The sequence below is a fragment of the Thalassotalea sp. G20_0 genome (genome assembly GCF_017744175.1).
GTDB lineage: Bacteria > Pseudomonadota > Gammaproteobacteria > Pseudomonadales > Endozoicomonadaceae > Endozoicomonas.
This window is the reverse complement of the sequence record NZ_JAGHQV010000014.1, coordinates 20,683-36,657: the sequence shown is the minus strand read 5'-3', so window position 1 is coordinate 36,657 and position 15,975 is coordinate 20,683. Positions and strand designations below refer to the sequence as shown.

6 protein-coding genes and 1 pseudogene are annotated in these 15,975 nt (G+C 43.1%); 1 reads left to right on the top strand and 6 read right to left on the bottom strand.

Annotated features, from left to right (window positions below; all coding sequences use genetic code 11):
- Window positions 1-47 precede the first annotated feature (47 nt).
- A pseudogene (locus J7438_RS28650) lies at window positions 48-663 on the bottom strand (serine hydrolase).
- Window positions 664-761: 98 nt separating this feature from the next.
- On the opposite strand from J7438_RS28650, the gene J7438_RS10430 reads away from it, so the two are divergent.
- Entirely contained in the window at window positions 762-1,472 is a 711-nt protein-coding gene (locus tag J7438_RS10430; protein WP_209276496.1) for an SDR family NAD(P)-dependent oxidoreductase, read from the top strand.
- 71 nt (window positions 1,473-1,543) lie between these two features.
- Here J7438_RS10430 and J7438_RS10425 read toward each other — a convergent pair whose 3' ends face one another.
- From J7438_RS10425 to J7438_RS10405, 5 genes are all read right to left on the bottom strand, one after another.
- Window positions 1,544-2,329: a thioredoxin fold domain-containing protein gene (locus J7438_RS10425; protein ID WP_209276495.1), complete on the bottom strand. Its 786-nt coding sequence runs from the start codon at window positions 2,327-2,329 to the stop codon at window positions 1,544-1,546.
- A 183-nt stretch (window positions 2,330-2,512) separates the two neighbouring features.
- Complete coding sequence (xerD, locus tag J7438_RS10420; protein WP_209276494.1) at window positions 2,513-3,421, bottom strand: site-specific tyrosine recombinase XerD; 909 nt, start codon at window positions 3,419-3,421, stop codon at window positions 2,513-2,515.
- 316 nt (window positions 3,422-3,737) lie between these two features.
- Entirely contained in the window at window positions 3,738-7,490 is a 3,753-nt protein-coding gene (locus tag J7438_RS10415; protein ID WP_209276493.1) for an ankyrin repeat domain-containing protein, read from the bottom strand.
- A 563-nt stretch (window positions 7,491-8,053) separates the two neighbouring features.
- Window positions 8,054-10,996 (bottom strand): ankyrin repeat domain-containing protein, encoded by a 2,943-nt coding sequence (locus tag J7438_RS10410; protein WP_209276492.1) that lies wholly within the window; start codon window positions 10,994-10,996, stop codon window positions 8,054-8,056.
- 899 nt (window positions 10,997-11,895) lie between these two features.
- Entirely contained in the window at window positions 11,896-15,807 is a 3,912-nt protein-coding gene (locus J7438_RS10405; RefSeq protein WP_209276491.1) for an ankyrin repeat domain-containing protein, read from the bottom strand.
- Window positions 15,808-15,975 lie beyond the last annotated feature (168 nt).

Sequence of the window (15,975 nt, the reverse complement as noted above, 5' to 3'; positions counted from 1 at the left end):
ACGGAGATTTTACACATCAAACTCATAAATGATACACAGGTCGGCTATTAGGAGGCTTTTATGGCAGCCTCCTGCTGAACCCCGAAATGACTGAAAATAACCTGACCTATTTTTACCACCATCCGGTTTCTCTCTTCCAGGCTGGCGTTTGTGCCGGTCATATAAATACTGATGATCAGTTGTGGACGCCTGTGACTCCAGGTAATGGCGGTGATGCCCCGGGAACCATTGCCGGCGGCACCTGATCTATCGGCAATCGACCTTGGCGGCGGTGTTGTCGCTGGTTGTCATCGTCGCTTCACAGGCCTGCCCGAGAGTGATTGTCTGGCCTGCCATGGGTTCGGTGACCGGGGAGTAAGTGACCAGTAATGCCTTTTCAATCATGGACTCAGTGTTCAGTTGTTGCTTTTGCTGATCAACACCTGCAAGCAGTTTGGCGCAGGCCAGAGTTTTGAAGGTGCTCATTAAGGGAAAGCGAGTATTGCCCCGGTAATGCCACAGAGACTGGTCTGCTGTATCCAGTACCGCTATTCCTATTTGACCTCCATGCTGATTTTCCAGATCAATGGCCAGTTCAGTCACCGGGTGGGCAAGAGTGTATGAGGAGAAACTCACTAAGGTCAGTGAGGAGAAAATCCAGTGTTTGATAATGGAAACGTGCATTGGAAAATAAACAGGCACTATAAGAGGGGGCTGAATGCTATCATCGGACAATGATTTTATGCCAGCTTTTCAGCTATCTATAACGGATGTCTCACGGTATGTACTCAGATAAAGTCGTTATTGTCACAGGTGCCAGTCAGGGTATTGGCAACGCCATTGCCAGGGCTTACAGGGAGCAGGGGGCTACTGTGGTTGGCTTCGACCTGCACCAACCGGCAACGGGTGATATGGATTTCTACAGCGTTGACCTGGGAAAACCGGAGATGATTGAAGCAGCCTTTGACAGCATTGCTCGCCAATATGTCACGGCACATATCCTGATTAATAATGGTGCCATAAGCCAGTTTAATAAACCGGTGGCTGAGCTTACTGCTGCGGAGTTTTCCAGAGTAATTGATGTCAATCTGAGTGGCAGCTTTAACTGTGCCAGAGAGTTTGTCAGGCACCATAGCGATAATCAGTACGGACGAATTATCAATATTGCGTCTACCCGCTGGCACCAGAATGAACCCGGCTGGGAGGCCTATGGCGCGTCTAAAGGCGGCCTGGTGTCACTGACCAATACGCTGGCCATATCACTGGCACAAACGCCGATTACCGTGAATGCCATCAGTCCTGGCTGGATTCAAACTGAAGATTATGATCAGCTGACCGTGCAGGATCACCGCCAGCATCCATCGGGGAGAGTGGGTAAGCCACGGGATATTGTTAATACCTGTCTGTTTCTGACCCATGAAGAGAATGACTTTATCAACGGTGCCAATATCGTGGTTGATGGTGGTATGACAAAGAAAATGATCTATCTGTAATGGCCATACTCCGGCCAAAGCAGGGGTTCAGTTTGCGCCAGGAGAGCCTGCCAGACAGGCTCCCCCAAACATCAAGACTGACTGTCGATGATTCTGGCAATATCGGCAGCAGGGCGGTAGCCCGGAATAACCTGACCGTTTTCCAGCACCATGGCCGGAGTACCGTTAATGCCCATCTGGACACCCAGGTTATAGTGGTTATCAATGACAGTACTGCACGCTGCCTTATCACCTTGAATTTCTGCACTGATGGACTTGCCGGTTTTCAGGTCGGTTAATGCCTGTTTACGGTCTACTGAACACCAGGCATCGGTCATCTTGCCATGCACTGGCGACTGCTGGCCACCCCGTGGGAAGGCAAGATAGCGCAGTTCAATACCCAGCGCATTCAGCTGCTCGACTTCCCGGTGCAGTTTGCGGCAGTAGCCACAGTCGACATCCGTGAAGGCATACACAACACCTTTGGTTTCACCTGTCGGTGCAAAAATCACCATATCTTCCTTGTTCAGGGATTTCAGCAGCCTGGCGTTTTGCTGGCTTTTCACCTCTTCGGTCAGGTTAACCAGCTGGTTACCGCGAACTTCCAACAGATCGCCTTTGATAAAATACTGCCCGTTTTCGCTGCTGTAGATCACAAAGCCACCTTTGAGCATCACTTTGTAGATGCCGGGCATCGGGCTTTTGGTGATCGATTCAATGGGAACGGCGGCATCAAGTTTTTTCAGCTGACGTTCAATCAGGGCCTCGGGGCCATGAATGGCACTGTCCTTGCCGGAAGCCTCTGCATGGACGGCCACAGACCAACCAGCGCTTGTGGTCATCATGGCCGTTAACAGAAGCGCAGAGAGTTTAGACATACTGATTCCTTAATTATTCCACAAGATAAGCCCGGACATCACTCGGGCTATCGGCAAGCTGTTCCAGCATTGGAGAGAAGCGCTGGATAAAAACAGGGTATTCTAGCCATATTTCTTCCTGTTGTATCGCTTGGACACTGTTATCGGGTGGAGAGTTCTGAAAATAGTGAATGGACGGTCAGATTACCCCCTGGGATGATGTTCACGGTGCAGTTCTGACAGCCTGTGGTTGGCAATATGGGTATAGATCTGGGTGGTGGACAGATCGCTATGGCCAAGCAGCAGCTGGACCACTCGAAGATCTGCACCATGGTTTAGAAGGTGGGTGGCAAAAGCATGTCGAAGGACATGGGGAGAAACGTCGGTGGTGATACCAGCAATCGTATTGTAACGCTTGATCCGATGCCAGAAGGTCTGCCGGGTCATTGGGCGTCCCTGACGACCCGGAAACAGGGTTCGGCTGTCATACTGGTTCAGCAGATCACCTCTTGCCTGTCGTATATATTGCTGCAGCCATTCAATGGCATTCTGGCCCATGGGGACCAGCCGTTCCTTCCGGCCTTTACCGATAATGCGGAGCACACCCTGTCTGAGATTAATATTGTCCATCTTCAGGTTGACCAGTTCTGAGATTCTCAGGCCACAGGCATAGAGGATCTCAAGCATGGCACGATCACGAAGACCAATGGCGGTATCGGTATCCGGGCTATTGAGCAGTGATTCTACCTCTTCTTCTGACAATGTTTTTGGCAACGCCTTGCCCTGGCGGGGCATGTCAATATTGGCCGTAATGTCAGTGGTGATCTGTTCAGATTGCAGCAGGTAACGGTAGAAGGCTCTCAGGCTGGAGATTTGCCGGGCGGTTGATCGTGGGTGATAACCCTGCTCATAACGCCAGCCCAGAAACCGGCGAAGGTCCTCCTCGCTGGCTGAGAGTAATAGCTTGCCGACGTTTTGCGTGTGCTCCTGCAGCCACTCAGAGAAGAGCAGCAGGTCCCGTTGGTAAGCTTCACGGGTATTTTTGCTGAGCCCTCGTTCAAGCCAGAGGTGTTGTAAAAATGCCTGTATTTCCAGAGAAGCGGGGGTTGGCATGGCAATCAATAGATCCAATATTGTACGATAGTGTAGATAATATCAGTTCGCTTTGTATAGAGCCTCCCGGGAGTTTTGCGTTGCTGTCATAATCAGTTAATCAAATAAAAACGTATTGCCTGACCAGATGACCGGTCACTCCCGGCAATTGATCATGCATCCATACAGCCGTGCGGCGTTCTAACGCTTGTCTTATTTTTCCTGTTTTATATTATGCTTTTTTTCTTCCATACTTTTTTGATCCTTCTTCTTTTCTTCCTTTAGGTTTATATTAAGCGATGCCGCAAAATCTTCTAACTGCTGGTGATAGACAGACTCAACTGGATTCAGGCTTATGATTAACCATTAGCTGATAACTTTCCGAATCATTTTTCTGTTTAGCCAGATCCAGAACTTTACTATCAATTTTGATGTCAGGGTGTGAAAGTAAACACCTGATACAACCTGATTCGCCTGCAAATACTGCCAGCATCAAAGCCGTGTAGCCGTCATTCTTTTGTGCATTGATTGACGGCTCACCCTGTTCAACCAACAGCTTAACGCAGTCGACATAACCGTTTCTTGCTGACGACATTAATGGTGTCCAGCCATCCTTGTCAGTCAGGCTTGCTTTAATTCCCGGTTGTTTCAGAAGCGCCTTCAGACAGTCCGTTCGCCCATATCTTGCTGCATGCACTATTGCGGTCCAACCGTCATTGGACTGCGCATTCGGATCAATTTTTTCCTCTTTCAGAAGCTCTTCCAGACACTTCATTTGCCCATTTTCTGCAGCATGCATGAGAGCAGTTTTGCCTGTATTATCCCTCGCGTTCACGTTAATGGCTTTCATCGCCAGAATTGCTTTGAGGCAATCAATCTGGCCATTTTTTGCGGCCACCATTGCCAGTGTTAACCCTTGTTTATTACGAACATGGATCAATGCTCCGGCAAAATTCAGCAGTTCAGTCAGAGATGTCAAATTACCACTGATTACTGCATTCAGGATCTGTTTAAATTGTTGCCATGGTTGATACTCTGCTACATTATTGGACTGTGCACACTGCCATGCGGTTTTACCGTATTTATCTGTTGTGTTGATGTCTATATTCGGTTGTTTGAGTAATAACGAGGCACAACGTTCATCCCCGCCATCTGCTGCCAGCATCAAAGCCGTAGCGCCATCTTTTTTTCGTGCATTGATCGACGAAGGGTCATGTACAAGCAACGCCTCAACACAGTCCCCATGACCGTTTCTTGCTGCCGACATTAATGGCGTCCAGCCATTAATGTCAGGCAGGTTTGCGTCAATTCCCTGTATTTTCAAAAGCGCCAGCAAACAGTCCGTTTTCCCGTTTCTTGCTGCGTACATTAATGCGGTCCAACCTCTATTGTCCCGCGCATTTACTTTGGTGTCTTTATGTGTCAAAAGTTCTATCAGGCTGTCCGTATACCCGAGTTGTGCAGCCAGCATGAGTGCAGTAACACTATGTCTGGCCCGACAATTCACATCAATTTTTTTGTGTGCCAGAAGTATTTTCAGGCACTTCGTTCGCCCATGTTTTACAGCCAGGATGAGAGCAGTCTTGAGGTTGTTTTTCTGCTTGTTAACGTCAATTCCTTCCTGTGCCAGAAGTAGTTCGAGGCACTCCGTTTGCCCAAATGTCGCAGCCAGCATGAGTGCAGTTTTGCCTTTATTTTCTACTTCGTCCACGTCAATGATTCTTTTCTCCAGAATTGCTTTCAGGCAGTAAATATTGCCATATTTTGCGGCCAGCATTGCCAGCGTTAACCCAAAAATATTACGCAGATGAATCCATGCAGTGTTATCGTTTTTATTGGTTGTATTGATGCCACTATCGGATTTTTGGAATAATAACGAGACACAACGTTCATCCCCTTTAATTACCGCCAGCATCAACGCCGTATAGCCGTCATTGTTTTGTTCATTGATCGACGAAGCATCATGGTCAAGCAATGCCTTTACACAGTCCCCATGACCGCATCTTGCTGCCGCCATTAATGGCGTCCAGCTATTCTTGATACGCAGGTCTACATTAATTTTTTGCTGTTTCAAAAGCACCTTCAGGCAGTCAGTTCGCCCGTATTTTGCAGCGAGCTTTAATGGGGTCCAACCGTCATTGGACTCCATATTCAGTTTGATATCGTCACGTGTCAGAAGTACCGTCAGACACTCCATTTGCCCATTTTCTGCAGCCAGAGAGAGTGCGGTATAGCCACTCATGTCCTGCAAATTCACTTTACTTCCTTTCTTTGCCAGAAATAGTTTCAGCTGCTCTGTTTTTCCATATTTTGCCGCTATCATTAACAGCGTTTGACGTTGTTCATTTTTTGAGTTGAAGTCAATAACAGGATGTTTGCAGAGTATTTTAAATTTTTCTGAGTCAGACTGTAATGTTGAAAACAAGACTTTCTGGAATTCAGCTTTAATAAACTTGGTTGAACTCTTGTGCAAACCATGTTTTAGTAAAAAATCAATGACACCAACTTGTTTCAGTTTAAATGCCCGATCTAATAAGTCGGTAAAGAAATCACTGGCATACTCTTTAAGAGATCCCTTGGGCAGGTGTGGTAAATAATCGGTTAACCCCCGGAGGATCGCTTCATCATCACTCATGGTTTTAGTAAATTTTTCGAACATGATCTCCTTTATTTCAGGGGCAGATTCAACCATCTTGTCCCATTTTTCAGATGCGATTTTATTAAAGAAAAACTCAAAAAAGTCACTTGATTTATCGGAGTTGTTCAAAGCAAATTTAAAAAGATTGAAACGTACTTCATTTGTTAAGCTATAAAAATCAGCTGTTTTTAAATGACTCAGAGTCAGTGTTTGATGGTTATTCCATTCCAGGTTGCAGTTGGCATACTGTATAAGAGGAGTTTCTGATTTAAAGACCCAAAAATAAAGATTATCCTTCGAGCCAATGTAGAAAAGTGGTGCGTTATCTTTTTTTTTCTTCGAAAAAAACCGGGAAAAGTGTGCGTTATTTTTCTCGCCAAGCATAGTGAGTACGTTCGCGGCAGGAGTATGATTCAAATAATTATCGATTAACCATACCTGAAATCGCTCCCGACTCTCTGAAAATTCAAAGCTCCCATCATCACAGGGTTTGATGATTGTCCATAGGCCAAGCCTGTTTTTATTATTGGTTTTGAACCGAAGATTTATTGGGGTTATAAAATCCTCTTTAATTCCATCAATGATTTCATCCTTAAATTCTGAGAAAAAAACAGGACGGGTTAGCCAGTGTTCTTTATTTCGCTTTTTTAAAGAGGATACCAAGTCCTGGTAAAACACATCTGTCAGTTTATTAAGTATTTCGAACTCCGGCATCAGGGATGGCAGGATAAGTTCAAGTCGATCAACCATTTCTATCTTATCATTGAGATTTACATTGTGACCAAAATCTTTAAGGGGTTCCAAACCAAACTGTTTGCAGACTAAATTGTAAAGTTCACTGTGCGTGTGTACTTCATTCCCTAATCCAAATACATCCTTATCACTGGCACGCTCTTTTATCAGAAATAATTTAATGCCATAATCCAGTAACCCGTGTCGAATCTGCAACAGCACCTTTTGTGGGTCGCGGGAGTTCTCAATGCTGGTAAATCCACTTTGAAGGCGGGTACCATTGCCCCCAAGACAATAGTCTATCCCTGCAAGAATCTCATAAAACAAAGTGCAAAAACTGTCTCTATTTAAAGACAATTTATTAGCAGTATCAGGATTTTTCGCTTCCAGCTCAAGAAACCGCTCAGTTCGAGTAATTATTTTATGGAGATAATAACGAGTATCCTTGAATGATATCAGGCTGTGAGGTTTTTTATCATCGTTTTTCAGATCATCTGAAATCTTTGTGTGAAAGGTATCAATTTGATCATCAAATTCATTGCTGATTAAACGCTGTGTCAAAGACTTCAGCTTGCCAATGTCAGTCAGAAACTGAGTTTTCATTTTGATGTAGTTGACAGGTTGATCCGTTTTAATTTCTGCCAGCGTTCTAAAATCTTTATTAGGGAAAGCAACGTAATCAGTTATTTCCTTATCCAGATTTTCAGTGCTTTCTGGCAATAATGGCCTCTGGAATAAAACAGGGTGATATTTTGGTATCATTTATTCATTACTCTTGATTATTTAGTGTGACTATTTAGTTCCAATAAAGAGTGATTGTATCTTATCAAAAGTCAGAAATATATGTTCTCATATGGTTAGCTACTTACTGGTTATGATGCAAAATCATAACATGTGGGCGTAATCCAGGCGCGCTGATTATGGCAATATCTGCAGCAGGGATAGGCATGGAAATCAATAGATCCAATATTGTACGATAGTGTAGATAATATCAGTTCTCTTAACACAGCACCTTAACCAAGAGGCTGCCCGAGCGCAGCTAAGAGTTGATACCAATACAGTTCGTGCTGAAGCCTGTCGAAGGACCCTTAGGGCCTTAAGACGGAAACTCCGGACTCTGATAGATCGTGCCAAGCACCCTTAGTCCGTGCACTTAGGGTAGACATTAAGCGTCTACTCCCCCTCTTCGTGGTTCCATTCAAAAGCCATTGAAAACGGAGGGGTAAGCTTAATGTCCACCCTAAGCAGCATCCATGCAGTCGTGCGGTGTTTTAACGATTGTCTTATTTTTTCTGTTTTAAATTAAGCTTTTTTTCTTCCATACTTTTTCGATCCTTCTTCTTTTCTTCCTTTATGTTTATATCCAGCGATGCCTCAAGATCTTTTAACTCCTCTATATCTTGCCCGTAAAATTCTAAAGGTGTACCACCATAGTAGTGTAAATCCTCTCCATTTGATTTATTGTATTTTTTATAATTTATTCTTGGAGGTATATAACACCCCCCGGCGTACATTGCTCCCATGCTCTGTGGCCAGAACTCATCTTCTATTTTTCCCCGACCTTCCTTCAAGGTGCATCCATGCTTGATTAATTCTATCAGTGTTTCTTTATTGTCTTTGTGCGCTGCATAATGGACAGGCTTGGAACGCAGTTTAGTCTCTATGAATTTTGATGCGCCAAGATCATGTATCAGGTACGAGATAAGTGTATGTTTGCCCAGGTCACATATCAAATGAAGTGCGCAGGTACCATTTTCAGATATTGCTGAGTTTATGTTGGGCATATTTTTCAATAACAATTTACTGATATCATCGTTGGCATGTGTAAAAGAAAAGTAAAGCAAGGAATCTGTTGCGTATTTATAACATCTGTCCGAGAAGGCTCCAGCATTCAATAATTTTTCAGTAGTGTTAAGATTATTGTTTTTAACACTGAAATAAAGTGCAGTATGTGCGTATCTAATCCTGCCCTGCTTCGGATTCACTAATAATGCATCTATAACCTGATCGTTCAAATTTAACTCACATGCAGTAGTAACAGGGGTATTACGTTTGGAATCCGACACATTGACATCAATGCCAGGCTGATGGCAGAGAAAAAGTATGGCATCCTGGTTGTTCATGCGAACAGCCAGGCTAAGAGCGGTATTGCCATCTCTCATGCGAGCGTTAATATGAATACCGTCCAGCTTACAAAGAAATTCTAACACTGCCCACTGATTATTTAAGGCTGCCAGAGGCAAGGGATGAAGTAATACTTCTGGATCATTTGGATCTCTCAGAGAGTCAATCATTAATTGGGGGTGAGTTTGTTTCAGGCGCTTGATAGTGTCTAAATCACCTTCAACGCACGCATTATAGTACGTTATATTGAAATCGTCCCGGCTAAGTGGTGCCTGCATTATAGTTGGCAGTGCTGATGCTCCGCAGACGTCGTCCGGATCGATATTTTCTGGATTCCTGTTTGTTTCATCACCACTTGTATGTGGGTTGGCAAAGGCAGGGTGGTCCGAGCCCTGTATAGGCTGTTCAGGTACTGGTAGCGCACTTGGTGTAGTGTCTGTGGAAGCAACAGCTTCGGTTGTTTTTTCAGGTTTTTCTGTAGGCAGTATTTGTAGTTTTTGTGCTAATTTCTGGAATATTGTTATTGGTTTTGTATCTTTTTCATTGTTTTTAATTCCATGTTTCTTTTCATAGTTTATCATCTGTACTTTATCACCTTCATAAATTTCCAAAGGTGTGCCACCATGATTAAATAATTTTTCTCCGTTTGATTTATTTGCCCTGGTAAAGTCTATTTCTTGTGTATAACGACCATCAATTATTTTCTTTTTCCAGAAGTCTTTTTCTATTCTTCCTTTTCTTACAAACAGGGTGCATCCATGATCGATTAATCTGCGCAATGTTGTTGCGTTATTGGCATGTGCTGCATAATGAACTGCCATGGAACCGTATTTATTGGTCAAGGATTTCGAGGCTTTGCGCCTATCTATCAGGTAAGTAATGATGTCATCTTTGCCTGTTAAAGCAGCAAGATGCAGCACACGGGCCTCGGCTTCGGATATTTTTTGATTTATGTCTGTCAAACAACTCAATAACAAAATACTAATCTGATCGGAGGCATTTGTGAAAGAAATGTAAAATATGCTGTCTTTTCCATCACTATGCATCGTGTCAACAGGTGCCGCCCCGTTATATATTAATATTTCAGTAGTTTTCAGATTGTTGTTTTTAACGCTATGGGAAAGTGCAGTTTCACCGTTTTTATTCGGGCCCAGGTACGGCTTTTTTTCCAATAATGTTTGTAAAATACGAACGTCTGAGTTTTTTTCACAGGCTAAAATAATAGGTGTGCAACCGAGGCTGTTTTCCACATTTACATCAATGTTCGGTTGTTGACAGAGAAAGTGTACGGCCGCCCCCTGGTGCATTCTGATGGCAAAGTGGAGAGCGGTATTTTTTTCAGGCCCGCGAGCATTTATATTAATATATGGATTTTGGCAAAGAAATCTTAACACTCTGTGCTGATTACGTTCGGCAGCCAGATGCAGGGGATGAACTGATATTGTTGGGTTGTCCGGATGCGTCAGAAAATTATTCATTGACTTGGGTTTAGCAGCCTGGCACAGCTGAAAAATTGTCTCTATATCATCACTCAGACAGGCATGAAAGTATATATTATTGAATTCATCCGGATTTAATGGCTTGGCAGTTATGGGTGGCAATGCGCATGCCCCTACAAGTTCGTCCGGAAAGGGATTTTCATTAATCTCGTCTTCTTCTGGCCGGGGCATGGCCATATTTGTCTCATGAACTGAAAACAAGGGGAACAGCTGATCATACGTTGGCAGATTGAAATATGGCAGGTCAGAACTGTCGTGATAGGCTGGTGGTGGATCTGACGGTAGTTGATATTCATCAGCAGTAGCATGCCCGGTTTCCTGACCGCCGGGTGGGGTAGTTATCGTGCTATTAACAGGATGTGGCAACATGGTTCTTTGCCCGATGCTCCTCGCCTGAGGAGGGGGCGATTGTGAATCTGGCAGATCAAAGAGTGAGGTAGAAGATAAACTCTCGTAAATGTGGCGGTTATCGAAGTCACCTGAATTCCCGTGAGCACCATTATCAGTGGTTGTGTCTGGAATTTGATTCTGTGGATTAGTTGTAGTGGCAAAAGAATCAGTATCTGGAACAGTAGTAACCGGATTGCCAACGGAGTAGTACATGGTACACGCCTTATGTCTGATTGGGTATTTCCAAAGCCTGTTTCGGTTTCGTTGTTGGCCTTTGAATTTCCTGATAGCGCATCACTATGGTACTACCTTTGGGATAAGCCATAAGAGAATCTGAAATGCCGTGCAAAAACTGAACGTTAACGAACTTTGTTAATTAATGCATTTGTTCAGACCGTAAAACTAACCAATAGTTCCAGCACTGCCTTCTTTTCCTGCCTAAGTCACACTTGGCAACGCATGCCATGGTTTTCTGGAAGACCTGTTCAATTGAAACAGGCTGTTTGACTAGTGTGATATTAATCAATCTTCATCACTATCCGATGCTTTATGCCACGTTTGATTATGGCTTTCAAAATCGTAAAGGTTAAATGCAAATTGGTGCAGAGCATTACTGGAATTTTTCAGATGCTTTAGTTTAATTTTCTGTATCCAAATCTTCAGTGATTTAAGTTGAGTATTCGGCAGGGTAATTGTTTCTTTCTCAAGGAGGACGGGGAATTGGTATTTTGGAAAAATTTTATCAATCCTTAGATCTATCATTGCATGATAATTCGGAACATATCATTTCCCTGAAGGGAGGTTAAGGGAATAGCTTTTTCGAATTTGCGTTATCAGATTCTGGTAAGGGTTTTAATGAGTTTGACGTGTACAGTCTCTGATCACCCTGAGCGCCCTTCGGCTCGGCTCAGGATGCACGGTCGAAGGGTGCCTGGCTCGATAGAGTCTGGAGTTTCCGCCCTTCGACAGGCCCGGGACGAACGGAGTGCGGAAGCACGACACCCCGTCAAACTCTTTGAAATCATGTGCCAGTGCACGCCATTGCTGCTTGCATAGCACCTGAGCAATGAGTTTTACATTGCTAAAATACGTAAGTTCCAATAGATACTCACTTATTTTTTCCAAATAGCTCCAAATATTTTTGGCATCTTTAGCTTTTTTGGCTCATTTTGGTTTTGTACTTTTTTCTGCAGTTCTAGTTCTTTTTTCTGCAATTCTTCTAGTTGTTTATTTAGTTTTTCTAGCTCTTTATTTTCTTTTGTTTCTTTCACTTTTTCCTTTTTTAGTTGTTTTTGTTTCTTTCTTTTCTGTTTTTGTCTATTCTCCATTCTTACTTTGTCCTTCATTTTTTCTTCCTTATTGTCGAAATTTAGCTGTTTTTCAATGTTGTTTAACTGATTTATATCTAGCTTTCCATAATACTCTGAAGGTGTACCTCCATGGAAGTGTAAGTGAGTCGCATTTGGTTTGTTGTAACTTTCATAATCTACAGTTGGAGGTACGTTTCCAGCCAAAAAACTATAAAATCCATCGTTATTCTTGCGCCAGAAATCATCTTCTATTTTTCCCGGACCCTCGTTCATCGAGCATCCTTGTTTGAGTAATTCACGCAGTGTTTCTGAATGATCATGATGTGCCGCATAATGGACAGGCATGGCATGACTATTATTCTCTATAAATCTTGATGCTTCACAATCACTTATCAAGTGCTTAATCAGTGTTTTTTTGCCTAAAAGAGAAGCTAATTGAAGCACGCGAGCACCATTTTTAGTTACTGCTTTATCTATGTCGGGTAAATAACTCAATAATAATTTACTCATCTCTTCGGTGCCATCCTGGAAAGCGATATAGAACACCGAGTTTTTCCCATCTTCTACAATCCTGCCAACGTCAGCTCCAGCCTCTAATAACTTTTTAGTAATTGTAATATTATGGTTTTCAACACTGAATCCAAGTGCGGTTTTTTGGTTATTATTCGGCTCCAGACTCGGTTTATGCGCTAATAATGCCTCTATAACCTGATCACTTAAATTTAACTCACAGGCAGAAATAATAGGGGTATGTTTGGTGGAGTCATCCGATAAATCAACATTAATGTGTGGTTGCCGACAGAGAAAAAGTATAATGTCCTCCTTTTTCTTGCGGACAGCCAGATTAAGAACTGTCTGCCCATTACTCATGCGAGTATTGATATTAATTCCATCCAGCTCACAAAGAAATGTTAATGCCGTCCACTGGTTATTTAAGGCAGCCAGATGTAAGGGGTGAATATATGCGTCTGGATCCTTTGGGTCTTTCAGGGAATCTATCATTGATTCGGGCCGAACTTGTTTCAGGTACCTTAAAGTGTCTATATCACCTGCCTGGATTGCATTAAGGTACTTTTTTTTGAATGTTTTATCGTCTAATTGCTCCTTCATTATGGCTGGTATTGCTGATGCCCCGGGCACGTCGTCCATGTTGGTAAACGGTGTCATTGGTGGAAGCCTGCTGTCATTTACATCATAACGGGTCCACTCATTCTGCATAGCTTTATGTCCGCTTTGATGCGTGTAAGCAAGGGCAGAGAGATCTGAGTCTGGAGCAGGCTGTTCAGGTGTCGATGGTGTACTTAATGTAACGCCTGTGGCAGCATCAGTGTCAGTTGTTTTTTTATTTTGTTCTTCAAACCTGCCAATTTGAAGTTTCAGACGTTCTAATTTTCTTGCTTGGTCTCTTTTTTTTATCTCCAGTGCTTCTTGCTCTTTAAGATGTTCCTGCATATTTTGCATCTTCTTTTTATCATTTTCTTTTTCTAACTTAATTGATTTTTTTGAGCGGTTATATTTAGCCTCATGATTTCTAATCTGTTCGATATCACCTCTATATCTAAAAAAGTCCGAAGGTGTGCCGCCCTGACGAATTAGCATGTTTCTGTGTTTTTTAAATTTCTTGGGATTTTTCTCCATATCCCAAAAGTCTTCTTCTATTTTTCCTCTTTCTTCATCCAGGGTGCATCCAAGGTCAATCAATTTGCGAAATATTGTTTCATCACCTGCAAACGCTGCATAATGGACTGGCATGGATTTATATTTATTGGTTACAAATCTTGAAGCATTACGAGTGTTAACCAGATAATCAGCAATATCAGCTTTGCTTTTTAAAGAAGCCAGATGCAATGCCCGAGCATTACAGTCAGATAGTGGTTGATTTACGTCCCGCAGATAACGCAGTAGCAATTTACTGATTTCGTCAGAGGCTTTATCGAAGGAAATATAAAATATGCTGTCTTTTCCATCCTTATGTTTCGTGTTAACCTTTGCGCCGGATTCTAATAATTTTTTAGTGGTTTCAAAATTGTTGTTTTCAACGCTAAAGGAAAGAGCAATTTTGCTGTTTGTGTTCTCACCCAGGTATGGGTTATGAGCCAATAATTCATCTATTATCTGGCCGTCTACGTTCTTTTTACAGGCTAAAATAATAGGGGTGGAGCCGAAAGCATTCTCCAGATCTACATTAATATCCTGGCGTTGACAGAGAAATTTTACGGCTGCCACGTTATTTTTATTGATAGCGTGGTGGAGAGCAGTCATCTTAAAAGATGACAAGGCATTTATATCAATATACGGATTCTCGCAAAGAAATTCTAACGCTTCAATCTGATTAAATGTGGCAGCTACATGCAGGGGATGAAATGATTTCTTCGGTTCTTCCGGATGCGTCAAAGGATCAATCATTAACTGGGGATAATCTTGCCCCAGGCGCTTTATAGTATATAAGTCACCATACTTTAAGGCATCATAGTAGGTGTCATTGAATTCTTCCGGACTTATTGGCTTCTCAGTAACTGGTGGCCATGCGCTTGCCCCTTCAGGGTAGTCTGGGATGGGACTTTTGTTCATCCCATTTGCCTCTGATGGGTCAAAATTGTTTGCTGCCTCTACTAATGCTCCCTGAGGGTATAGAAACTCATAATTGGGTGGATTTGTGTGGAAATAATATGGAGCTGAATGGAAATATGGAGCTGGGGAACGAGGTGGAGCTGAAGGTGAAGGTGAAGTAATTAGTGGAGATGTTGCTGTATCTGGTTCTGTGTCTGTGTCTGTGTCTGTGTCTGTGTCATAAGGGACCAAACTGTCATTGCTTGACATTGCACCAGTCTCTTCATGGTTTGTGCCAGAGAGGGCAGTAATATCTGAATTTGATACAGGTGGTTCATTAGTATCATCTATAACAGCAGTTTCAGTAGTTTCTCCGGGTAGCCCATAAGTATTACTTATGGCAGCGTCTTCAGGAATGTCTCCGCGTAATTCAAATGAATCTTCGGCATCAGTTTCATTAGTTTCTCCGGCTAGTCCAGAAGTATTATTTATGGCAGTGTCTTCAGGAATGTCTCCGCGTAATTCAAATGAATCTTCGGCATCAGTTTCATTAGTTTCTCCGGCGAGTCCAGAAGGATTATTTATGGCCGCGTCTTCAGGAATGTCTCCGCGTAATTCAAATGAATCTTCGGCATCAGTTTCATTAGTTTCTCCGGCGAGTCCAGAAGGATTATTTATGGCCGCGTCTTCAGGAATGTCTCCGTGTAATTCAAATGAATCTTCGGCATCAGTTTCAGTAGTTTCTCCGGCTAGTCCAGAACAATTATTTATGGCAGCGTCTGCAGGAGTGTCTCCGTGTAATGCCAATGGATCTTCGGCAGTATCAGCTTCATCTATGGCTACAACAAGTTCAGCTGAACCACTTGCAGCAGCATCATGCCCGTTTTCTTCACTGGAGGGTGTGTCAGTGATCGTGATATCAACATGGAGCGGCCACATAGTTCTTTGCCCGAGACTCTGTCCAGAGACCGATGGTGAGTCTGGCGGAGGATTGCAAATGGATTTTGTGGCCGATGACTGGCATACCTCGCGATGATCTAAGTCACCGCGAAGCTCGGGGGTGTCACCACTGGCTGCGTCGGTAGTTGGATTCTGTGGGTCAGTTGCAAGAGCTGTAGAAATTGTATCTGCAACAGTCGTAATCAGTACGCCAAGATAGAACATTTATCAGGTCCTTTTTTAATTAAGTGTTTTCAAAGCCTGTTGAGGTTTCCCTGTTGACCTTTGAACTTCCTGATAATGCATTACTATGGTGCTACTTTTGGTATATGCCGTAAGTGAACCTGAAATGCCAAGCAGTAACTGAAACTTTAACGAACTTTGATAATTTCA